This window comes from Sporofaciens sp. JLR.KK001, from assembly GCF_036941055.1.
In the GTDB taxonomy this organism is placed as follows: domain Bacteria; phylum Bacillota; class Clostridia; order Lachnospirales; family Lachnospiraceae; genus Sporofaciens.
Genome location: NZ_JAYMNO010000001.1, coordinates 3,766,557 through 3,789,182, shown reverse-complemented (window position 1 = coordinate 3,789,182; position 22,626 = coordinate 3,766,557). Strand labels below are relative to the sequence as shown.

The window sequence follows — 22,626 nt, the reverse complement described above, 5'->3', positions numbered from 1 at the left end:
CTGCCGCATTAAGAATGATCGGGTATCGTTCTTAATGCGGCAGTTGTGATAATTATTTTAAATAGCCTAAGACTTCATTTGCTCGTTTCCCCTGTATCCGTTCGGAATCTCCTACCGTACTGTTGACTGTCCAGGAGAATTTTGTGCCGTTCAGATACTTGGATGCGTCTACGCTCTGTCTTCCTTCGCCGCCGAAGCTTGCCCACCACTGAGGATAGTTCTGCTGCATGAAGGAACTGGCAAGCCTTGAGGCTTCCGACGACCCGCCGCCGGTTACGGTGCCGCTCACTTGTACGCCGCCGTTCGGTGTGCTGTGCAGGATGAGGACGCTGCCGTCGCTGCACTGTCCGAGACTCAGGTAACAATGGCCGGATATGCTGATGATGTCGCCCGGTTTAAACACGCTGTTCGGTGTACATGACGATACAGAGCCATAACCGTATCCTGCCAGGGAGGAAGCGAAACGGGAGGCATCCACCACATAACCGGCTCCGTTCCTTCCGCTCTGGACGGAATTATAGACGACCCATCCCAGATAACCGGAACAGTCCAGTCCGTAGAACCGCCACTGCCGTTCTCCTCGTTCCCACGCTCTTTTTCCCGGCAGATAAGAATACCCCTGCCGGTTGCTGCTGAAGTACCGCTCCCATTCTGGGTACACACCTATGGTACGAGCGGTCTCGCCTGCCGCTGTATCTGCTTCATTCCATCCGCCGCCCCAGACATACAGGGTCTTTCCTGCAGGTTTTCCTGCATTCCTGATTACATCCGCGATCTCAATCCCATTCTTTTTTAATTGGTAAGACGCCGATCCTGCAAAGGCCCCGTCTGTATATATGTGTGTGATATATTCTCCCGAATGCCGGTGGTTCGCGCTGTTCACGATCACGCTCCATTCTCCGTTCCCTTTGCTGCGCCCTTCATACCAAACGATATCATCCTGTCCGTCCGTCTTGCTCCAGGTCGGAAACTGGACTCTCCTTGCGGATATACCGATGATCCCGATCTCCTGCTGTGACCCGTTTAACGAACGGCTGTACACATAATTGCGGGGAGAAATATTCGCGGACGCCGATCCTGCAAAGGTCTGTACACCGTTGCCGGCAGTAATATATACATGGATCTTATACGTTCCGAAATGGTTGCCGTGCTGGGATACCCGGACATTGGCAGTGTAGATTCCCTCGGAAACTCTTGCTGCATTGTACCATACGATGTCACTCTGATCATCCGCGCACCATACAGGGATCTGGACCTTCTTTATTCCTGAGGAAGACGCGGCGCCCTTGACCGTCACCTTGAAGGTTCCCGCGGTCTGATTGATATCAGAGACCTGTACCTGGGCTGCAAGCGCCTTCTTTGTTACTTCGAATCCTGACGCGCCGATAAACTGAATCGTATTCCCGCGTGTATTACAGTAGGCATGGACAATATATTTGCCGGATTCTCCGTGGTCGGCTGTCCTTATGTCGCAGATATACTTTCCGCCGGACTGGCGGGCGTTGTACCATCGGAGGTCGTTCTGCCCGTTCGCAGCTCCCCATACGGCGAATTGCACATTCCGCTCCCCTGCGGGAACCTCCAGGCCGTTCAATGTGATCCGGTATGTAGATTCCGTACCGCTGATATCACCTGCCGAAAACGACTGATACCGGAGATTCATCTCACAGGCGGCGGCACCTGCGAATTGCTGCGCGCCCGATACGTCTGTAAGATAAGTGTGCACATGATAGGTGCCGCAGTTGAATCCGTGGCGGGAGATATCGACATTGACGATGTAATCGCCCTTGCTGTCTCTTGACGCCGTATACCATACGATATCGCTCTGGTCCCCCTTGGACCACACCGGGACCTGGAGCTGACGGATGAGTCCGCCGTTCTTCACACCGGATATCCGCACTGTAAATCTGCCTCTTGTCCGGTCCGCAGCAGAAGCCTGGACCTGTCCGACCGACGGAGCCGCTGTTGTGAAACCGGCTGCGCCGAGAAATATATTAGAATTGTCCGGCATCTGGGCATATGCATGTACGATGAATTGTCCGAGTCCTCTGTGGTTCGCAACGGATATCCGGCAGCGGTATACCTGGCTGCTCACCCGCGCTGCCGAATACCAAACGATATCATCCTGACCGTTTACATTGGACCATACGGGGAACTGGATCTGCCTGATCCCGCCCGGTACGTTCACGCCTATAAGTTCAAGGGTGTATTCCTTCTCATTATTCTTCGTTACGGTAAGTGTTCCCGGCGCCATATCGATCTCCTGCTCTGCGGAGCACGCAAAGAACTGACGGCCGGTGGCGTCTGTGATATAAACGTGGATATAGTAGGTGCCCGTGGAGTAATGATGGTTCCTGATATCCACATCTATGTAATAATCTCCGCCGCTGCTCTTATGGGCAGTGTACCATATGATGTCATCCTGGCCGTTCGCCTTGCTCCACACAGGAATCAGTACCTCCCTGATCCTGTCAGAGGCAGTGATACCCGACACCGCAGCACGGAAAATGCCCTGACTGGCATTGTATCCGCTTATCTTCACGTTATATCCCGCTGTGCTTCGGGCCATGGCCGCTGTATCCTGTGCGGATGACGGTTCTTCTGCCGTCTCTGGCTGTGTCTCAGAAGAGCCGGAAATGATAGTCCCTTGCTCTGCTTCTGGTTCAGCCGCTTCTGGTTCAGCCACACCTTGTTCAGCCGCTTCTGGTTCAGCCGCAGTTTGGTTCTTTTCGGAGGGAGGATATCCGGCGAGACCGTCTGACAAGCCGTCTAAAGAGATGACTGCTTCACCCGGCAGCTCCGCCGCGGTGCCGTCTTCTCTGCCTGTATCTTCGCCTTCAGCCCTGGCATTGGCACAAAACATCATGGATAGTATCATGATCAGAAGAGTTTTTCTGCCAAAATTCCATATCTTTTTCGACATATTATTCAGATTGCTCCTTTCATTCGCTGTATAATCCCTATTATACCATCTTCATTTCCTGTTTCAAGAGAAACTATTCGACAAATATCCATATTACATCTTTAAAAAATCCGATATCTATTGTATAGTAGGAAGGTAATATTTTTTTGGAATACACAGTAAGCAAAATATCAGAAAGAGGGATACCACATGAAGCCAATCAAAGAAGGAAAAGTACGTGAGATCTATGATAACGGCGACAGCCTGATCATGGTTGCGACTGATCGTATCAGTTGCTTTGATGTCATTCTGAAGAATGATGTGACCAAGAAGGGGACGGTTCTGACTCAGATGTCTAAGTTTTGGTTCGATATGACAAAGGACATTCTCCCAAACCACATGATCTCAACGGATGCAGGGGATATGCCGGAGTTCTTCCAGTCTCCGCAGTTTGACGGGAACAGTATGATGTGCAGGAAGCTTAACATGCTCCCGATCGAGTGTATCGTCCGCGGTTATATTACCGGCAGCGGATGGGCCAGCTATCAGAAGGACGGCACTGTATGCGGGATCAGGCTGCCGGAAGGCCTGAGAGAGTCCGATAAGCTGCCGGAGCCTATCTATACGCCGTCAACGAAGGCGGAGATCGGAGATCATGACGAGAATATTTCATATGAGCAGAGTATCGCCCATCTGGAGAAATATTTCCCGGGCAAGGGAGAGGAATATGCTGCGAAGCTTCGCGACTGCACCCTTGCGCTCTATAAGAAATGTGCGGATTACGCGCTTACACGCGGCATCATTATCGCAGATACCAAGTTCGAGTTTGGTCTGGATGAGAAGGGCAATATCGTCATCGGCGACGAGATGCTGACGCCGGACAGCTCACGGTTCTGGCCTGCAGACGGATATGAGCCGGGGCACGCCCAGCCGTCCTTTGACAAGCAGTTTGCCCGGGACTGGCTGAAGGCCAACCCGGACAATGACTGGACATTGCCTGAGGAGATCGTGCAGAAGACGATCGACAAGTATCTGCAGGGGTATGAGATGCTGACAGGCGAGAAGCTTATGTAATCGTTCGGACAGATCTGCGCCGTTATTAAGGTTATAGTTATGTCTACCGGAGGGTGAAACCAAGCCTGATCACGAAGGTTTCATCCTCCTGTTTTACATCCATCTGACCATCCAGCAGTTCGATCATCTTCCCGACATTCTTCATACCGATATTGTTGCTGTCAGAGTGGGAGCGCCCGGCTTTGACAGAATTCGATATTATTATATAGAACATCTCTTTTTTCAATTCTGCAGTTACAATCACATTATCACACTTATCCCCGTATTTTAAGATATTGGAGAACAGGTTATTGAAGATCCGCTTAAGCATAGTCTTATCACTTAGCAGTACGCCGGAGGTCTCAGGCAGGCGCAGGTCGTAAGCAAAGCCTGCAAGCCGGATATAATCGCAGTTCTCCGACAGGCATTGCTGAATAAAATCCGTAGAGATCCAGGTGATATCGGGGGTCTCCGTTTCCTCTGCCACCAATGCGTACTCAAACATCCGGTCGGTCAGTTCCTTGATGTCCTCCGTCTTCTTCAGGCAGCGGTCCAGGTACTCTTCCTGCGACTTGGGATTCCGTTTTAACTTCAGCACTTCCAGATAGCCGTGCAGGACGGTGAGGGGAGTCCGAAGGTCGTGGGAGAGGGCGGTGATCAGATCCTGGTTTGCCTTGCGGCTCTCCTGCTCCTTCTGAATGTTGTCGCTGAGAGATTCTCTTAAGAGGTTCAATTCGCTGGCAAGAATGCCGATCTCATTCTCACCGAAATCAGGTACCGCATGAGACAGATCCCCGGAGGACATAGTAAGGATCTCGTCTTTCAGGATCAATATCTGCCTCATCTTGCGGTTTAAGAAGAAGAGAACGATAACAAGGAAGAGGGAAACGGACAGGAGAAAGCAGACAACCAGAAAGGGATAGATAAATAAGGTCCGCTCGTAGTTGTATATCATGACCTGTGCGCTTCCGTTAGCAAATTCCAGCATGAAGTCCATCACATATTCTCCCTGGCCGCCGGTAAGCTGGTAGCCGATATTGAAAAAGAAGAGGAAGCTTCTGGTATCCATAATGGATGCGAACTTGCCTGTGCGGTACAGGCTGTCTTCTTCGCCGTAGATATAGATGGAGGTATATTCGTTGGCAAGATCAAGGAATGGCTGCAGGGCTTCGACTGCTTCTTCGTCGTCTTCTGATTCAGGGATATTATAGTTAAGAGCCTCTTCGGCAAGGGTCTCCTTAAAACTATCGTCACTGATCTGGGTGTAGAACAGATCCAGATCTTCGGCAGCTTCGCAGAACTTCCATTTGTTCAGCCACAGCAGTTCGAAGAACGCGAAGGCGGCGATAATGGCACACAGGATTACGATTGCGGACTGTGTGCGGATCTTCATATTACGGAATCGTCTAATCACAGCGGTACCCCTTTCCCCATATGGTCTTAATAAGCGTCGGATTCTTCGGGTCCTTCTCGACCTTAAGCCTGAGATTGCGGATGTGGACCATGACCGTGTTGTTGGCTCCGTAGTAATAAGGTTCATTCCACACGGATTCATAGAGATGCTGGGCGGAGAAGATCTGCCGGCGGTGCTTCACTAAGAGGAGCAGCATGGCGTATTCGGTGTCCGTCAGTACAAGGAGCGTGCCGTTAGAGGTTACCTCTTCCTTAGCCTCATCAATGATAAGGTGATGAAAGACCAGGGGCTCTCCTGGAGGATTCTGCTGTGCTGCTGCATCTGATGCCGTAACGCCGGAATCGTCTTTCCCGCGATAGATCTGGTAACGCCGGATCAGCGCTTTGGCGCGGCTGATCAGCTCATTATAGGAAAATGGTTTCGCCAGGTAATCGTCGCCTCCGCTTGAAAATCCCAGAGTCTTATCGCTGTCCTTGGTGCGCGCGCTTAAGAATAAGATGGGGGCGTTGCTGCATTTGCGGATCTCAAGGCAGGTCTGATAGCCGTTGAGCCCCGGCATCATAATATCCAGGATGATCAGGTCGAAGGTAAGTTCCTCTGTCAGGGCAAGGGCGGTCTGTCCGTCGCCGGCCTCTTGGATCTCAAAGCCTTCTCCTTCTAATAAGATATGGATGATCTCCCGGATCTCCGGGTTGTCGTCTACGATCAAGATGCGTGATTTTTCCATGGGTGTAAATACTCCTGTATCTGAATTGTCAGCGTAACACTCGGTAGCTGCTGCGGACTCTACACTTGTGCTGCGGGTCCGTTTTCTAAAATTAAGTATAACATTTTTTTGAAAATTCTTAGAAGTTCTTAAGAATTTTTAAGATTTATTTTTGGGGTTTCTTAAGAGAAGCCGTGTAAAGTATCTGAATGAAGGGAAAAATAGTAACATGTGGAAGATTCTTCCAGGGGAATTATAGGAGAGACAAAGGAGAGATGTAAGATGAGCAGAATAAGCGTTGTAATTCCGTGCTTTAACGAGGAGGAGGCTTTGCCCTTATATTATCGGGAAATGTGCCGGGTGATGGGTGAGATGTCAGGCGAAGAGTTCGAACTGATCTTTGTGGACGACGGTTCGTCGGATCGGACCCTTTCTATATTAAAAGAAATGAATGAGGCGGACAGGCGGTGCCGGTATCTGTCGTTCTCCAGGAATTTCGGAAAAGAGGCGGCGATCTACGCCGGGCTTAAGAATGCGGCGGGAGACTATGTGGCGACAATGGACGTGGATATGCAGGATCCGCCGGGACTGCTGCCGGAGATGTACAGGATCTTACAGGAAGAGAATTACGACAGCGTGGCGACCAGACGGTCTACACGGGCAGGAGAGCCCAAGATTCGTTCTTTCCTGTCAGAGAGCTTTTATAAATTTATCAACCGCATTTCCAAGACGGAGATCGTGAACGGCGCCAGGGATTACCGTCTGATGAAGCGCAAGATGGTGGATGCGGTGCTTGGGATGAGCGAATATAACCGCTTCTCGAAGGGAATCTTCGAGTGGGTGGGATTCCGGACCAAATGGCTTGAATTCCAGAATGTGGGACGCTGCGCCGGGCAGACGAAGTGGTCGGTTGGGAAGCTGTTCGCTTACTCACTGGAAGGGATCACAGGCTTCTCTGTAGCGCCGCTGTCTCTGGCGTCGGTGGTGGGAGTATGCTTCTGTATACTGTCATTCCTCATGATACTGGTCATCATCGTAAGGACTCTGATCTGGGGCGATCCGGTGTCAGGCTGGCCGTCGCTGGTGTGCATCATCTTCATGGTAAGCGGGATCCAGCTCTTCTGTACGGGGATCGTGGGTGAATATCTGTCCAAGACATATCTGGAGACGAAGCACAGACCGATATTCATTCTGAAGGATTCCAGTGAGGAGAAGAAGGGAGACAGGCATGAGGCGGCTTCAGTGTAAAAGATATCTTTTCCTTGGAATCCTGACCGCGGTGTTCTGCTATCTGTTCTGCTTCCGTTACGGGGTATTCGGTTCGAAGGTAGACTGGATCAGCCAGCACAGCGTACTGCCGGATTATTTCCGGCAGCAGTTCTATGAGACGGGAGAGCTGTTCCCGGAATTCGCGGCCAATATCGGGGGCGGTCAGAATATCTATAACTTTGCCTATTATGGACTGTACAATCCCATTCTGATGCTGTCCTATCTGCTTCCGTCTGTGAAAATGTCCGATTATATGATGGCGGTTCAGTTCTTAAGTCTTCTGTCTTCCGTGCTTCTGATGTATGCGTGGCTTGGAAGGAGAGGATTCCCGCAGAGGATCCGTGCGGGGGTGACGGTGATGTTCCTGCTGTCCGGGCCGATGATCTATCATTCCTACAGCCAGGTTATGTTTGTGAATTATATGCCGTTTCTGATCACGGGATTGTGGGGAGCGGACCGGTATTTTGAGTGTGAAGAAGCTTGTACAGGCGGTCTGGTATTGATGCATGGCAGCAGGATACATGGCGGCAGGCATGCAGGAAATGTCAGGCGAAGATCGGGCATTTGGATCGCGGCCAGTGTCTGTCTTATGATCATGACCAGCTTTTATTTCAGCATCGGCGGGATGCTGGTACTGGTGCTGTATGGAATTCACAGGTTTTTGGCGGTATGTGAGGAAGAAGGGAAGAAGGTTACTCCTGGAATATTCCTGACGGCGGGGATCAGATTCGCAGTTCCGTTTATATTGGCGGTGCTGATGAGTTCTGTCTTGCTGGTGCCGACGGCGCTTACACTGACCGGACGGGGCGGGGAGAGTGCAGGGCTCAGTATTGCAGAGCTGTTGATACCGGGGGTGTCTGCGTCCAGATTTTGTTATTCAACGCACGGGATCGGACTTACCACCCTTGCCCTTACGGCCCTGCTTGCCATACCTTGCCGGACGATAGTCCGCCTGCCCCGGAAGCGCCATGTATCGCAGGGGATCCGAAAGGATGTGTTTTTCGGAAGGAATCTGAGTGATAAGGTGCTGGCGTGGGGGTGCATAACAGTGCTTACGGTTCCGGTATTCGCGTACCTGCTAAACGGAGGACTGTATGTGCGGGATAAGGCGATGATCCCGTTTCTGCCGCTTCTGTGCTATGTGATGGCGTGTTATCTGAATGATCTGGGATCTCGGGGACCGGTTGCGGAACTGCTGCCTTATGCGCTGACGGCCGTGCTGATCTATGTGTTCCGGCGGCAGGGGGAGGCCGGGAAATACTGGAAGCTGCTGCTTCTGGACGGCGCAGTGATGTTCGTATGCTATGCGGTCATCCTATGCTGCCGGAAATGGCTGTTTCCGGCTATGTCTCATGGGCTGTCAGGCCTTAAGATCAGGCAATGGAGCACTACTGTCTTAATGGCAGTGGGGATCGCTTTTCTTATCGTGTTTGGCAATGGGTGTCATGCGCAGGGAGCCCATGCGGTGAGCAGAGAATTTTACCAGAGTGCGACGGATGCCCGGATCGGAGAGCTGATCGGAGAGGCAACGGAAGAAGAGAAGGGATTCTACCGAACGGAGCAGTTAGGCGGCGAAGAGGAGAATGCGGCGAATCTGAACCGGATCTGGAATATGGATCAGTATATTTCCTCTATCTATTCATCCTCTTATCATAAGAAGTATAGAGAATTCCGGGAGGATACGTTTCAGATCGAAGAGCCTTTCAGGAACTTCCTGATGCAGTCTGCGGTACATAATCCGGTGTATCAGAGATTCATGGGAGTGAAATATATAGTTTCGGATGAAGAGGTGCCGGGGTATGAAGAAGCGTCAGGATATAAAGAGGTAGCAGGATATGAGGATACAGAGGATAAGACAGGTCTGAGAGTATATCAAAATGACCGGGTGTCGCCGGCTGCCTATGCAACGGACCGGGTGATCACAGAGGAACGATACAGAGGACTGGAATTTCCCTGCAATCAATTGGCGCTGCTTCGTTATGCGGCGGTGAAGGACATTTCCCCGGACGGAACCATTGTAAATGACGCGAAGGAGAATGCCGCGGCTGAAAATACTGCTGTGAAGGAGATAGAGATACATTTGCCAAAGGAGACGGACTCGGAAGAGAAGGAGACGATATATCTTGATCTGCCGGATCCGCAGGCAAAGGAGCGGGAAGCGGAGGTCTTATTCTTAAAGTTCCGGGTAAAGAACTTAAGACCGTCGAAGGATGTTGCGGTCTGGGTGGAAGGGATACGGAATAAGCTGACGTCGATAGATCATTTCTATTATAACGGCAATACGGAATTTGCCTATGCCGTTCCTCTAAGAGACGGGCAGAAGTCCGTGGAAGTGATCCTGGGAGAGGGACGGTATCAGATATCGGATGCAAAGGCATATCTGGGAATACTTCCCGATAAAGAGGAAAGCATTGAGCTGTATCAGTCGGAACTTCGGGTAGATAAGGAGAGAACGAAGGGAAATTGTATTGCAGGGACTATAGATGTGAAGCGGCGGGGGTATCTTATCACAACGATCCCGTATGATGAGCATTTTGAGATTCTGATAGACGGTCAGTCGGCGGAAGAAGAAGAGGTGAACACGGCTTTTCTTGGGTGCCGGATCGAGCCAGGCGAGCACGATGTTGAGATACTTTATCATGCGCCGGGGGTGAGATTAGGGAAGATGATCTCTTTGGCAGGGTGTTTATTATTTATAGTTTACATTCTGAAGATCTACGAGAAGTTCTTAAAAAAGATTAGAGATTCAATGCTGTTGTTTTTGAAGAATTGTCCGTCTTAATTGAGGAATTACAAAAACTCGTTAATTGAAGCATAAATGTATGCAGAAGTAAGAAATAGCATCTGCAGCCCTGAGCGGGTATGTACGATGCTATTTCTTATTATAGAATTAGAGAAATGAATAGCGTTAATATCCTTTATCTATATCTTCCGGGGTCAATGTGACCAGTGCGTGTTCATCAGGATCTTTCTTGCGGTACTGTCCCATTATCGCATACATCAGCATACCCAGGATGCAGTAGATTACAAGGGATACATAACCGCCGATTGCAAGCTCCAGACAGGAGCCGATGATCACCCATAGAGAGATGATCATGCCGAGTACAAAGACCACATTCCCGCACGGAACCTTGTACGGACGCTTCCACTCGGGATGCTTCTTTCTAAGCGCCATGGCATCCAGACAGCACATGAAATACACCAGGCCCGCCGCGATACAGGAAACGGCATAAATATACTGGACCCAGTTATCCCCGCTGAATATGCAGAAGAAGATAGTAAACACGAGAACCAGCGTATTAGCGACTACCGGCTGTCCCTTCTGATTCAGTTTGCCGATTACCTTGGGGAGCTGGTTTAACTGCGCCGCTCCGTAGAGGACGCGTGCGGAGGAAGTCCAAAAACCCATCAGTGTAGTCAGCGCATGAAGGATTCCCGCGGTGATTGCCAGCATTGCCACAATCTTAGGGAGCGAGAACTGTGCGATAAATTCCGGTTCCGGCATCCCCATGCCTGCGACAATGTCCCAGGAACCCATACCGCCGATCGCTATTACTACGATGAGGTAGAGGACTGCCGGTACAAACAACGCAGACAGAATAATCTTCCACATTTTTGCCGGCGGGAAATTCGTCTCTTCGATCATGGTAGGCGTCATCTCGAATCCGATAAATTTTAAGGAAAATACAGCCATTGCGATGAAGATACCCTTGAAACCCTGCGGAAACATTCCGCCGTTTGCAGTCAGGTTCGACGCCTCCCAATGACCGCTGAAGAACAACGTTGCGCTTACGATCAGAGACATAATGATCATAGCGAAGAAAAATATATTCGCCAGCATTCCGGTAAGTCCTACATTAAAGTTCGACATAATATACCATAGCACTACGATCCCGATCGCGATCGGAAGATTCATGCTTGACGGTATCGGAACGAAATAACCGATTGCGGTAATGAAGATAAACGCCATCATAGGAGGTTCCACCACCTGTACCAGGAACATCATCCACTGTACGGCGAACCCTGTCTTATGGCCGAATGCGCTCGTGGTCCAGATATCTACGGAGGAAGCGAACGGCAGCATCGCCGTCAGTTCGGAGAATGTCAGTCCGATCGGTATCAGCAGAATAGCCAGAATCGGGAAGATAACCGCCGCGCCCGCACCTGTTACCGAAAACCAGTAGGGCGCTTCTGCAAGCCAGCCTCCAATTACGGCGCCTGATGCCAGCGCTATCATTGATATAAAACTAAGATTTCTTTTTAATTTCTGTTCACCCATCGCAAATCCTCCTTCTGTTATTTATCAAGCGCTTCCAGTAATTCTTCAGTATTGATCACATGACAGTAGATATTATTCAGGATTTCCAGTTCATTATCCTGTATCTTCTGTGTGGACGCTCTGCAGGCGTCCTCGATCAGCCATACCTTGAAGCTCTCATCGGCCAAGCTTCTTACCGTGCCTGACACGCATTGGTCCGTGAGTACGCCGGTACACACTACGGTGTCGATACCCATATTGTGAAGCCACAGCCTGAGTGAAGTACCTGTAAGGGTGCTGTCAGTCGTCTTCGTGACCACGATTTCGTCATCCATAGGCGTAAGCTCCGGAACGATCTCGGCTGACGGTGTTCCCGGCGGCAGGCAGAGTTCGTTATAGCCGGTGGCTTTCTGGTCCAAAGAGCGGTCCGCGCCGTTTTTCTTCTGGCACTGGATTTTTGCGAAGCATACTTCCATTCCCTTCTTGCGGAACGCCGCGAGTATTTTCTGATTATTAGGCAGGACCACCTCGTCGATAGCTTTGTAAAATTGTTCCCATCTTGCGGCTTCTCTTTTTTCTTCTTCGGTAGGATCTTCATATGCGGGACGCGTGATAAACACATGCTGCATATCGATGATCAGCAGCGCGGTCTTCTCCCTGTCAATTAAGATTTCCCCCATGTCATGATCATTTTCATAATAGAATGATACATGCCTGTCGTTTACTCTCATACTTCTTAGTCCTCCTTTTTTGAATTTTTTTGGATATTCTTTTATGATATCGATATTTTATATTTCTTTAGCGTTAATGTCTATTCTGTTGGTCATACAGCGGATAATATGCAAAATACTTTGCGTTTTTTGATTATCAATTTGCATTTTTTGTCTATTTTTTCTCTATTTTATAATCAAAATGAATTTTCAGAGGTATTATGATATACTAATAAAAGATTCAGAAGGGAGGCGGTATCTATGATAAAAATATTGTTGGCGGATGATGAAGCTGTTGAACGCAGGTATTTTAGAAATCTTTTTCACCGTCATATGGAATATCAGGTCGTCGGAGAGGCGCAGAACGGTGTGGAGATTGCGGAATTGGCAGAAAAAGCACAGCCGGACGTTATCATCATGGATATCCATATGCCCTTGATGAACGGCTTAGAGTCTGCGCATAAAATCAAAGAAAGATTCCCAGGTATGATAATTATCCTGAATACGGCATATGCGGATTTTGAATTCGCAAAAAAGGCGCTGGACTATCGGCTGGACGCTTATCTGCTGAAGCCTGCCTCAGAAGAACAGATTATCGAAACCATTCAGTCTTGTATGGCACATTCTGCCGGCCGTGATTTGGCGGCTGCCTCCCAGCTAAATGCCTGCCGTTCTATCAAGAACAGTCCCGAACAGCCGGAAAATATCGTTGATATTTTGATGAAATATATAGATGAGAATTGTTACAGGAATATTACATTGAATGAGCTTGCCGAACTGGCTCATTTTACGCCTTCCTATGTCTCCAAACAATTTCACAGGGAGACCGGGCAGACCATAAAATCCTACATTAATCAGAAAAAGATTGAAAATGCAAAATATCTGCTTGCAAATACAAGACGGACCATACAGGAGGTTGCACAGGATTCTGGTTTTAATAATACTTCGCATTTTAACAGGACCTTCAGGCAGATTACCGATATGACGCCCCTTCAGTACCGGCAGTTTATACAAAGCGAGAAAAGGAGAAGCAATGGATTATGAAGAAATTGAAGTTAAATGATGTGATTACAGAAAAATCCCAGAATGAGATCCAGGATTCCTTTTCTGTGGCAACAGGATTCGGTGTTATTTTCACGGATGCACAGGGCAATCATGTCAGTTCAAAGAGCAATTTCTGCCGCTTCTGTACGAAGATAAACGAGACGGAAAAAGGCGCTTTTTATTGTTCGTGCACGAATAAAAATGCCATTGCTATCGCGTTGAAAACGAAAAAGCCCTGTATCTATATCTGTCACGCAGGACTTATCAATATTGAGATACCGCTGATATATGAAGATGAGTGTATCGGAGCGATTACCGCCGGCAATGTGCTGTGTTCAGAGGACAACCTTTATCCCCACGATCCGGCTCCGAAAGATATTAACTGGCTGGACGATCCGGAGCTTGCTGCCTACTACAGAGAGATTCCGGTCGTAACGCCTGAGCAGATCGACGGAACAACAGCGGCCTTGTCTAATATTACCAATTATATTATACAGACGGCCGCCTATGCCCAGGTTCAAAAGCAGTTGGCCAAGAGATCTGAAGAACTGCTTGATATGGAGATTCGCCGCAGCCGTCTGGAAAAGCAGTTGAAATTAGCGCAGCTCGACGCGCTGCAGAAGCAGGTGACGCCGCATTTTATTTTTAATGTCATCAATTCTATCTCGCGTCTTATGTCGCTGGAGGAATATGATACTGCGAAGGAAATGCTCGATTCCTTTGCGCGTATGATGCGCTACAGCCTGGCAAATATCAAAAGCTATGTGACGGTTCGCCAGGAGTTGGATTATATTGAAAGCTATCTGGCTATCCAGAAAATAAGATTTGGCAGCAGGATAGACTATACTATTCACTGTGCGAAAGAGCTTGAAGGTATGTTTATTCCCTTTTTCTCAATACAGCCGTTGGTGGAAAACGCGATCGAGCACGGCATTCTCGGCAGGCCGTGCGGAGGGAAGCTGATACTGCAGTGTTTGTCGTTGGAAGAGTATGTCTATATCAGGATCAAGGATAACGGAATTGGGATTCCGTCCAAACGCCTTGCGAAGCTTTGTGCGGATATGAAAGGCTCTGAGCCTCCGGAAGCACAGCACGTGGGACTCTATAACTGCTATCACAGATTCCATATGTCTTTTAAGAAAAGAGTTTCTTTCAATATAAAAAGCCAGCCTGGCAAGGGGACGGTTATTACAATTAAAATACAGAAAGAATGAAGTCAGTTTCTCATCCGATCAAAATGGTCTTCCCTTCGAATGCAAACCCATATTTTCGAATATGATCTGATGTAAACCCCTTCGCCTCCAGTATAGCAGAGTATTTCTTCCGTTCGATCTGCTCCAGTGCTTTCTGCAGAGTATCTGCAAGTGTATCCTCATCTGTAGGATCGTGAACCTTAAATTCCATAATGATTGCGTCATCTGCATCCGAAAGAGGTTCCAGTAATACGTCGTACCGCCCGAAACCGCTTTCCCTGTTCGAAGTGATGGAATATCGTTCTGCGAGATCTACCATCAGTCCAAGGATGAATCCGTGGTAAAAGCGTTCCGGCTCCGATTCTTTGGATGGGTGTTTCCCTGTATCAAAATAGCTGAAAGTTGTAAAGGCGACACGGTTCATATATGTGTTCATGGCTTTTTTGTCATCAGCTAAGAGAGCCTTGATAAAATCATTGTATGCCGGAGTAAATTTAGAGAACCATCCGGTGATCAGTTGTCTGAATGTAAGACGGACTTCTTTGTTGGTGATGGCCAGTTCATATTTCTCGATCCCCCATTCTTCATCCATACAACAATTTATCAGCCGCAGGTAACCACAGGCAAGGAGAAGGCTCCAGACTGCGTTTTCATCGTAATCTAATTGATTGAATGCGATCTGTTCATCAATCTCAGTATGGAATGTTTTCCCGGACAGAAGATCTTCCATGATTACCTTGGTATTTGCGCTACCTTCGCGGATTAGTTTTCCGACCAGACTGTTGCTGCTGGTATTGGCCCAGTAAGCGGAGAACTTTTTCTTATTCAGATAATTGATGATTGACCAAGGATTGTATATGTCAGTTTTTGTGCCAAAAGTAAAGCCGTCATACCAGGTCCGTACCTGTTCTCTATTTTCGTATAATCCATATTCTTTCAATGCATCCCAGACCTCTTCCTGGGTAAATCCAAAAGAAGCTTCATATTTTTCTGAGGTTGTGGTCACTACTTCCAGATTATTGAGGTCTGAGAAAATAGATTCTTTGCTGACTCTGGTGATGCCGGTCATAATAGCTCTTTCAAGAAAGGAGGTAGTCTTAAAGGCGGCATTGAACAGGCTGCGGATAAAAGAAGACAGATCATCCCAATAGCCGTGTACATATGCTTCCTGCAAAGGAGTATCATATTCATCCAATAAGATAATGACCTTTTTCCCATAATAGCGCATCAGATAATCAGATAAGGCATTCAGGGAATCCGTGGCCAGATAGTCCTCCATATCGGCGGATATTTTTTGATACGTTTCCTTTTCTTTTTCGTTTAAACAATCACATTCCAGAAGAAAGTCATATTTATTATACAGTTTTTCTATAATCTGGCAGATCCTTTTCTTCGTACTCTGGAAAGAGGTTTCCTTTACATTGGCGAAACTTAAGGATATTACGGGATAGGTTCCCTGTAGTTTCCTATATTTTTCCTCCTGCCAGATAGACAGATTGTGGAACAGGTTACTTCTCCCGGAATAGTTGACAGAGAAAAAATGTTCCACCATGTCCAGGTTCAGAGTCTTGCCGAAACGTCTGGGGCGGGTAATCAGGGTTACAACGTCGTTGTATTCCCACCATTCTTTTATGAATGAGGTCTTATCAATATAAAAATTATTTGTAGTAATCATTTGTTCAAAGTCCTGAAAACCGATACCGACAGATCTTGCCATAATTGCACCTCACAATCTTTTCTTGTATCTTAGCATTATTTTGAAGGAACTTCAAAGGACCAACGGCCATTCTGAAGGCGAAGTAACTCTGCCTCAGTCAGTCCAGTAACTTTCATAATTTTAATAAGGTCGTCACCTTCATCCATCAAAGATTTAGCCATTTCTATGGCTTTTTCTTTTGCTTTCTGATTTCCATATTCAATCTTTTCTTTTTCATACATCTGCCCTAACTGTGTCATATTGATTCTCCTCCTTATCTGCTCTAAATATTCTCTGTTGATGAATTTGTCACTTGCTACGATCACGCCGGACAGGGTAAAAATCCGCTGTTCTTCGTTTGGTATCTGTTCAGCCAGGATAACAATCCTCTCCAGCATACTCTGTTTCCCCTCTGTACCAGGAATCGTAAGCGGCAGGATCACCAGCCGCATCAGGTCATTATCTGTCAAAGGGATGCCGGAGTAGATTTTGCCCTGAATTTCACGGAAAGCTGCTTCGCCGTCTATATGGGACAGGAAAGCCTGCTCGGTACGCAGGGTAAAGCAGTCTGTTTCAAACGTTGATTCCGCGCTTTGTACATCGCTGGTGTAGATGACGATTAGGCGTAGGTTGAATGTTTCATTTTCTTTAAAGTATTTTTCCATTACCCGTGCGATATAATTCAGATATTTTATCTTATTCGCTTTTTTGTATACCGATTCATAATCTACAATCGCATAAGTGCCGTCTTCCAACAGAAACAGGTTGTCAATGCTTTTTTCATTTGCAGCAATCTTCGGCAGGTCTGTGGGAAGTAGCGCCCTGATCGGCGGAAGGTCAATGCCATACGCCGCAAAACTTTTTTCTTTATATGTCTTACCAAGGATCTTAAATAAAATATCCTTATTCTGATAAACGATTCCTTCTGACATTATATTCCTCCCTGCATCTGTAATAAATTCATATACTGGAGTTCCATATTCTTGTCCAGCTTTATTCAGTTACTCTTTTATGGATTGTTTTGACAAGCTGGCTGGAGGTCTGCTGCGCACAGGCATCAGTGCTGTTTTCGATATAAGCCAGAAAATCCTTTATCTCATCATCCTTTTTACCCTTGGTGTTTAGGAATATTTCAGTGTTCAGAGTCTTGCCGAAACGTCTGGGGCGGGTAATCAGGGTTACAACGTTATTGTATTCCCACCATTCTTTTATGAATGAGGTCATATAAAAATTATTTGTAATTGCACCTCACAATCTTTTCTTGTATCTTATCATTATTTTGAAGGAACTTCAACGTAAGTTTCTAATATGGAATTGTCTAAATTCATCTGGGTACTATTTTCAAGGTTGCAAATTCGAGGCTTGGATAGTATAGAAGGTGTGGGATAAACGTAATAGATTTTATTATCAGTAAAGATTTATTTGAAAATAGGATAAAAGATGGAGCCGGTCTGCCCAATTCCTTATCCTAATATTTAGTCAAAGTTGGAATATAAATTTTCTGCCCTATTTACTTAACATAAAAATCTGTAATGAAGTACCATACTTCATTACATTTTTTAGGCAAAAAATATGTCAAAAATGTGTTTTGTTTACGTTATATTACCATGCAAAAATGGTTTTGTCAACATTTTGGAGGACTGCAAGGTGTGTTTCTGTTGGCATTTCTGTAATTTTCTCCCAAAAAGTCATGGAAAATCAGAAAAATGAATATCCTTTCATTTTCTATTTAACAAAAAATCAAGGAAATCAAAGAGATTTTTGTTTTATTGCCGTCAAAATTCTAGTCAAATTCAGTAAATCTTCAATTATTACTAAAAAATGAATGAAATATAGACGCTAATCTAAGGTTTTTCGAAAGAGATTCCGGATTATCCGCCGTCAAAATTCTGGTCAAGCCAATAGAACGCAACGGAAAACAGGGGATTATCGGCATAATGTAATGAAGTATGGTACTTCATTACATTTTTGACGAGGATACGGCAATGAGAAATTGCTGATTCTGCTTGGGAAAAAGCTTTTCATACAGTATGCAGAAAATAGTTGGCAGCAGGAGAAATGGTAACAGAAAGGAGCCGAGGATATGAAAATCAAATTATTTGAACATAATCAAATCGCATACCAGGCGGCTCTTACCATGATGAAATCAGCGGGGAAAGCGGCAGTCGTGCATCCTACGGGCACGGGGAAGTCTTTCATTGGATTTAAGTTATGTGAGGACTTCCCGGATCGAGTGATCTGCTGGCTATCGCCGTCGGAATATATTTTCCGGACACAGGTGGAGAATCTTGCGGCGGGCGGAGCGTTTGAGGAGGAGCATAAGGACTCTTTGGTAAACACGGTTGCAAAGGAATATAGCAACTCCTTTGCGGAGAATGGCCTGCCAAATATCAGATTCTATACGTATGCGAAGCTGACTACTATGTCTGAGGCAGAATTAAGAGAGATTCAGCCTGACTATATTATATTGGATGAATTCCACCGTTGCGGTGCGAAAGTCTGGGGGCAGGGGGTAGAAAACCTGCTTGCGATGTACCCGGATGCACCGGTGCTGGGACTTTCGGCAACGGCGATCCGCTATCTGGATAATCAGAGAGATATGTCCGATGAGTTATTTGATGGAAATGTCGCCTCGGAGATGACCTTGGGTGAGGCGATTGTGCGGGGAATCTTGAATCCGCCCAAGTATGTATTGTCTGTTTTCTCTTATGAAAAGGATCTGGAGAAATTTCAGAGGCGGGTGCGGGCCGTGAAGAATCAGGCGGTTCGGGAGGAAGGCGAGAAGAGGCTGGAGGCTCTTAGGCGTGCATTGGCGCAGGCAGATGGGCTTGAGGAAATCTTCCGTAAACATATGGAGAATCCCGAGGGGAAATATATTGTCTTCTGTGCGAATTATGAGCATATGACGGAGATGATCGGGAAAGCGCCGGAATGGTTTGCAAAGGTGGATGGGGAACCGCACATTTATTCTCTATATTCTGATGATCCGTCAACAAGTCGGGCATTTGCAGATTTTAAAGAGGATGAGAGCGGGCATCTGAAGCTGCTGTATTGTATCGATATGCTGAACGAGGGAGTACATGTGGAGGATGTGGACGGCGTAATTCTGCTCCGGCCTACGGTGTCGCCGATCATTTATAAACAACAGATCGGACGTGCATTGTCGGCAGGTAAGAAGCGGGATGCAGTCATCTTCGATATCGTGCTGAACATAGAGAACTTGTACAGCATTGGAGCGATTGAGGAAGAGATGCAGATTGCCGCGTCCTATTATCATTTCATGGGACGGAAGGAAGAGATTGTCCATGAACACTTCAAAGTAATCGATGAGGTGAGGGACTGCCGCGTATTGTTTGAGAGATTGAATGAGACACTGACTGCTTCCTGGGATCGGATGTATGAGTACGCGAACCGGTATTATCAGGAGCATGGGAATCTGGAGGTGCCGATACGGTATCAGACGGAGGAAGGGTATGGGCTTGGCAGGTGGCTTTTGACGCAGCGGAAAGTTCGTGCCGGAGAGAAATACGGTGTGCTTGGTGCGGAGCGGATACAGAAGCTTGACCGGATCGGGATGGTCTGGGGAAACTACCGGGACCTTTCCTGGGAGAAGTATTACAAAGAAGCAAGGAGATACTACGAAGAGCATGGAAATTTGAATACCAGTGTAAATGATGTGACGGATTCAGGAATCCGGCTTGGCGCATGGATCTGCCAGCTTCGGACTTACCGGAAAAGCGGAATCCAAAAAAAATATCTGACAGAAGAGCGGATTCGGGCGCTAAGCGGGATAGGGATGATCTGGGATGTGCCGGATTATCTGTGGGAAGAGAATTTCATGGAATGCCTGCAGTATTACCGGGAACATGGGAATCTGGATATCCCCAATGCATATATTTCCCCGAAGGGACTTAAGATCGGCGGGTGGATCCGAAGGCAGCGATTGCTTCGCAGAGGGAAGACCAGCGGGGCTAAGCTGACGCAGGAACAGATCGCGCGGCTTGATGGGATCGGCATGGTCTGGAAGACGAAGCCGGAACAGCAGTGGGATAAGGGCTATGCGGAGGCAAAGGCTTATTATGATGCGTATGGGAATCTGAATGTGCCGGTATCTTATGTAAGTCCGTCCGGGTATAAATTGGGACACTGGATCGTGGACAGACGGGAAAAAGGGAAAGCAAAACATTCGATAGAACGGCAGGAGCAGCTTAACGCACTTGGAATGGTGTGGGTAAAACCGGATTCCTGGGAAGTGCGGTATGGGCTTGCGAAAGCTTATTACGAAGCGCATGGAAACTTAAATATTCCTTCGAAGTACCGGGCGAATGGTATATGGCTCGCAAAATGGGTCAATGAACAGAAGCAGATCTATGCCGGGAAGCGCAGAGGAAAAACGCTGCGGGAAGATCAGGTGAGAAGACTTGAAGCGATTGGGCTGAAGTTAGTACAACATGGATGTGATAAGGATTCAGATCACGGCAGTCAGGAGAACCCATCGCAAAAGAAGGAAAGTCAGAGTCAGAAGAATCAGGATGCAGGAGCTTCTTTGGGCGTTTTGACCGTTAATAAGAAAAACAACGGAAATCAGGGTGATGTAAGAAGGATCGGCTGCGAAGGGTATCAGGAAGCAGTATAGATCGGCATTGCTCATAAAGAAGATGTAATAGATAAATGAATGACCAGGATTACGATTTGGATATCCTTGCAGCAGGGGCACTTGGATATTCAGGAGTATGATATATTCGGTGTCTGGAAGTATCTGCGGATAGATGATTTGTGATCCGCAGTGCGGCAGACAGATGACTGTGGCGGCAGAAGAATATCTGCAGGCATGGATGGCGAAGCCTGCCTTATCGGATGAAGTCCAGTGTACTGTTATGACCGGATGCCGGATAAGGGGAGGATTATTTTGTATTATGTGATGCAGGTAGTTACAGGGACAGAAGATAAAGTAGAAGAACAGGTCAAAGTAATGGTAGGAAAAGAATTATATGATTCCTGTTTCCATCCAATGCGGCGGATGAAGAAGAAATTCCGGGGAGAATGGAGAGAAGTCCGTGAGAAATTACTTCCGGGATATGTGTTCATAGAAAGCGACCACGTTCAGGAGTTATATCAGGAACTTAAGCATATGCCCGCATTTACAAGAATGCTGGGGAAAGATGGGGAACAATTTGTCCCGCTTTCAGAACATGAAGCCGAGTGGCTGAATCGGCTGGCAGCAGTCCCGTTGCAGGATTCGGGGCTAAGTTCGGATCAGAATATGGAAGTACAGCTTTCTAAGGTGTCGGTATCCGAAGACGATGCAGTTACAATCCTGTCGGGACCGCTGAAAAATATGGAAGGGTACATCAGGAAAATTGACCTGCACCGTAGAATTGCGAAGGTGGAGGTCGATTTTATGAACCGGAAGACGTTGATACATCTTGGGATAGAGATGGTAGAGAAAAGGATGGATTCCCGGAAGTGTTAAACATATTTATGGGGAAGATACGAGGGTGGAACAGGGTCGTATCACAGGAAGGAGAACTTGGCTGATGGAAGGAAATCAGGAAGTCTATGAAATTAATCTGATAGATCTGATGTTCTATTGTCTGAAAAAGTGGAGATGGATTGTGATATGCATGGTATTCTTTGCAATTGCCGCAGGAGTATATAAATATCAGGCGGCAATTACGGATAATCAGGCAAAGAAAGAAGAATTATTACAACGGTCAAAGCAGCCTGTTACGGAACATGCTGAAGGAGAAACTGCGGGAAAGGCTGAGAGTGAACCGATCGTATTGGAGGATCCGGTGCCTTCGGCTGTTTCCTTTGCTGTGGTCGGAATGATCGGCGGAGCATGCTTGGCCTGTTTGATCTTCTGTATGCGCTATGTAATGAGCGGGAAACTGCAAAGTGAAAGGGATTTTCAGGGGAAATTCGGCATGCCGCTATTAGGAATTGTCCGTAAAAAAGATACAAAGAAAAAGATATTCGGATTCGTTGACCGGTGGATTCGCCGGTTGGAAGAAGGGCCGTATGCGAAGATTCCAAGAAAGGAACAGATAAAGATTGCGGCGGTGAATATTCAGTCCGCAATTCATAGATATCAGGATGAGAAAATACGGAGAGTAATGCTGGCGGGGACTATTGCGGGGGACGACGTGTCGGAGATCTGTGAGCAGTTGGCGGAGGAGATCGAGGATGTTACATTTTCGCCTTACAGACAGATTGTGTTCCATGCGGCAGCGCTTAAGAAGCTGGAATATTATGAAGGAATTCTCTTTATCGAGAAGAAGGGGGAATCCTATGAGAAGTTAATCAGGCAGGAGAAAGAGCTGGCAGACCATAGGGATGTGAAGGTATTGGGAATGGTTATATGCGGATAGCAATGGTAAA

Annotated in this window: 15 protein-coding genes and 2 pseudogenes; 9 read left to right on the top strand and 8 right to left on the bottom strand. The window is 47.2% G+C overall.

Going from position 1 to position 22,626, the window contains the following annotated elements; translation table 11 throughout:
* Positions 1–52: 52 nt before the first annotated feature.
* The gene (locus VSQ62_RS19230) at positions 53–2,923 is read right to left on the bottom strand and encodes a GBS Bsp-like repeat-containing protein (RefSeq protein ID WP_334636393.1); all 2,871 of its coding nucleotides are present in this window, start codon (positions 2,921–2,923) and stop codon (positions 53–55) included.
* 186 nt (positions 2,924–3,109) lie between these two features.
* Between VSQ62_RS19230 and VSQ62_RS19225 the strand changes: the two are divergent.
* Positions 3,110–3,976, top strand: a pseudogene (locus VSQ62_RS19225) (phosphoribosylaminoimidazolesuccinocarboxamide synthase); the annotation flags it as partial.
* Between the two features lie 43 nt (positions 3,977–4,019).
* On the opposite strand, the gene VSQ62_RS19220 reads toward VSQ62_RS19225, so the two are convergent.
* Together VSQ62_RS19220 and VSQ62_RS19215 are read right to left on the bottom strand one after the other, a co-directional pair.
* Positions 4,020–5,369 (bottom strand): sensor histidine kinase, encoded by a 1,350-nt coding sequence (locus tag VSQ62_RS19220; protein ID WP_334636392.1) that lies wholly within the window; start codon positions 5,367–5,369, stop codon positions 4,020–4,022.
* Positions 5,362–6,096, bottom strand: coding sequence for a response regulator transcription factor (locus VSQ62_RS19215; RefSeq protein WP_334636391.1), 735 nt, complete (start codon positions 6,094–6,096; stop codon positions 5,362–5,364). The genes VSQ62_RS19220 and VSQ62_RS19215 overlap by 8 nt, the downstream gene beginning before the upstream one ends.
* 261 nt (positions 6,097–6,357) lie before the next feature.
* Between VSQ62_RS19215 and VSQ62_RS19210 the strand changes: the two genes are divergently transcribed.
* Both VSQ62_RS19210 and VSQ62_RS19205 read left to right on the top strand, forming a co-directional pair.
* Entirely contained in the window at positions 6,358–7,323 is a 966-nt protein-coding gene (locus VSQ62_RS19210; RefSeq protein WP_334636390.1) for a glycosyltransferase family 2 protein, read from the top strand.
* Positions 7,304–10,126: a YfhO family protein gene (locus VSQ62_RS19205; protein ID WP_334636388.1), complete on the top strand. Its 2,823-nt coding sequence runs from the start codon at positions 7,304–7,306 to the stop codon at positions 10,124–10,126. The genes VSQ62_RS19210 and VSQ62_RS19205 overlap by 20 nt, the downstream gene beginning before the upstream one ends.
* Positions 10,127–10,252: 126 nt before the next feature.
* On the opposite strand, the gene VSQ62_RS19200 is transcribed toward VSQ62_RS19205, so the two are convergent.
* Both VSQ62_RS19200 and VSQ62_RS19195 read right to left on the bottom strand, forming a co-directional pair.
* On the bottom strand, positions 10,253–11,623 hold the full coding sequence (locus VSQ62_RS19200) for an APC family permease (protein WP_334636386.1): 1,371 nt from the start codon (positions 11,621–11,623) through the stop codon (positions 10,253–10,255).
* 17 nt (positions 11,624–11,640) lie between these two features.
* On the bottom strand, positions 11,641–12,333 hold the full coding sequence (locus VSQ62_RS19195) for a cysteine hydrolase family protein (RefSeq protein WP_334636384.1): 693 nt from the start codon (positions 12,331–12,333) through the stop codon (positions 11,641–11,643).
* Between the two features lie 240 nt (positions 12,334–12,573).
* On the opposite strand from VSQ62_RS19195, the gene VSQ62_RS19190 reads away from it, so the two are divergent.
* Together VSQ62_RS19190 and VSQ62_RS19185 are read left to right on the top strand one after the other, a co-directional pair.
* Positions 12,574–13,356: a response regulator transcription factor gene (locus VSQ62_RS19190; protein WP_334636383.1), complete on the top strand. Its 783-nt coding sequence runs from the start codon at positions 12,574–12,576 to the stop codon at positions 13,354–13,356.
* A complete protein-coding gene (locus VSQ62_RS19185; protein ID WP_334636381.1) occupies positions 13,353–14,570 on the top strand; it encodes a PocR ligand-binding domain-containing protein in 1,218 nt (405 codons plus the stop codon). The genes VSQ62_RS19190 and VSQ62_RS19185 overlap by 4 nt, the downstream gene beginning before the upstream one ends.
* 10 nt (positions 14,571–14,580) lie before the next feature.
* Here VSQ62_RS19185 and VSQ62_RS19180 read toward each other — a convergent pair whose 3' ends face one another.
* The 3 genes and pseudogenes from VSQ62_RS19180 to VSQ62_RS32675 form a co-directional block, all read right to left on the bottom strand.
* Positions 14,581–16,266: an AAA family ATPase gene (locus VSQ62_RS19180; protein ID WP_334636379.1), complete on the bottom strand. Its 1,686-nt coding sequence runs from the start codon at positions 16,264–16,266 to the stop codon at positions 14,581–14,583.
* Positions 16,267–16,301: 35 nt separating this feature from the next.
* Entirely contained in the window at positions 16,302–17,177 is an 876-nt protein-coding gene (locus VSQ62_RS19175) for an RpnC/YadD family protein (RefSeq protein WP_334636378.1), read from the bottom strand.
* A 204-nt stretch (positions 17,178–17,381) separates the two neighbouring features.
* Positions 17,382–17,469: pseudogene (locus VSQ62_RS32675) on the bottom strand (AAA family ATPase); the annotation flags it as partial.
* Between the two features lie 859 nt (positions 17,470–18,328).
* Between VSQ62_RS32675 and VSQ62_RS19170 the strand changes: the two are divergent.
* The 4 genes from VSQ62_RS19170 (at position 18,329) to VSQ62_RS19155 (ending at position 22,616) form a co-directional block, all read left to right on the top strand.
* Complete coding sequence (locus VSQ62_RS19170) at positions 18,329–20,881, top strand: Helicase associated domain protein (protein ID WP_334636377.1); 2,553 nt, start codon at positions 18,329–18,331, stop codon at positions 20,879–20,881.
* Positions 20,882–21,014: 133 nt separating this feature from the next.
* A complete protein-coding gene (locus tag VSQ62_RS19165; RefSeq protein ID WP_334636375.1) occupies positions 21,015–21,167 on the top strand; it encodes a hypothetical protein in 153 nt (50 codons plus the stop codon).
* Positions 21,164–21,718 carry an antiterminator LoaP gene (loaP, locus tag VSQ62_RS19160; protein WP_334637715.1) on the top strand — a complete coding sequence of 185 codons (555 nt, stop codon included), beginning with the start codon at positions 21,164–21,166 and terminating at the stop codon, positions 21,716–21,718. The genes VSQ62_RS19165 and loaP overlap by 4 nt, the downstream gene beginning before the upstream one ends.
* A gap of 64 nt (positions 21,719–21,782) precedes the next feature.
* The gene (locus VSQ62_RS19155) at positions 21,783–22,616 is read left to right on the top strand and encodes a hypothetical protein (RefSeq protein WP_334636373.1); all 834 of its coding nucleotides are present in this window, start codon (positions 21,783–21,785) and stop codon (positions 22,614–22,616) included.
* The last annotated feature ends 10 nt before the right edge of the window (positions 22,617–22,626 follow it).